Origin of the sequence: Flavobacterium macrobrachii (assembly GCF_014486675.1) — a bacterium.
In the GTDB taxonomy this organism is placed as follows: domain Bacteria; phylum Bacteroidota; class Bacteroidia; order Flavobacteriales; family Flavobacteriaceae; genus Flavobacterium; species Flavobacterium macrobrachii.
Map to the genome: position 1 here is coordinate 1 of NZ_JACTAC010000183.1, position 726 is coordinate 726.

Sequence of the window (726 nt, forward strand, 5' to 3'; positions counted from 1 at the left end):
ACTGGTGGTTGTACCGGTTGTGTACCTTGGTTTACCCAGCTACATGAAGTAGTATTGAACTGGTAATTATCCCAGCAGTTTACAGCTGGTGGTTGTACAGGTTGTGTACCTTGGTTTACCCAACTACATGAAGTAGTATTGAATTGGAAGTTATCCCAGCAATTTACAACTGGTGGTTGTACCGGTTGTGAACCTTGATTTACCCATGAACAGCTTGTTGTATTGAATTGGAAGTTATCCCAACAGTTTACAACTGGTGGCTGTGGCGCTTGTGTTCCTTGATTTACCCAACTACATGAAGTAGTATTGAATTGGAAATTATCCCAACAATTTACAGTTGGTGGTTGTACAGGTTGTGTACCTTGGTTTACCCAACTACATGAAGTAGTATTGAATTGGAAGTTATCCCAACAGTTTACAGCTGGTGGTTGTACCGGTTGTGTACCTTGGTTTACCCATGAACAGCTCGTTGTGTTGAATTGGAAGTTATCCCAGCAGTTTACAACTGGTGGTTGGACAGGTTGTAAACCTTGGTTTACCCATGAACAGCTCGTTGTGTTGAATTGGAAGTTATCCCAGCAATTTACAACTGGTGGTTGTACAGGTTGTGTACCTTGGTTTACCCATGAACAGCTCGTTGTGTTGAATTGGAAATTATCCCAGCAGTTTACAACTGGTGGTTGTACCGGTTGTGTACCTTGGTTTACCCAGCTACATGAAGTAGTA

General features: G+C 42.1%; 1 protein-coding gene. It reads right to left on the minus strand.

The features are described 5' to 3' along the window. Window positions 1–726 (minus strand): hypothetical protein (locus IAI56_RS15870; RefSeq protein WP_187658779.1); only part of this gene is annotated, 726 nt, incomplete at both ends.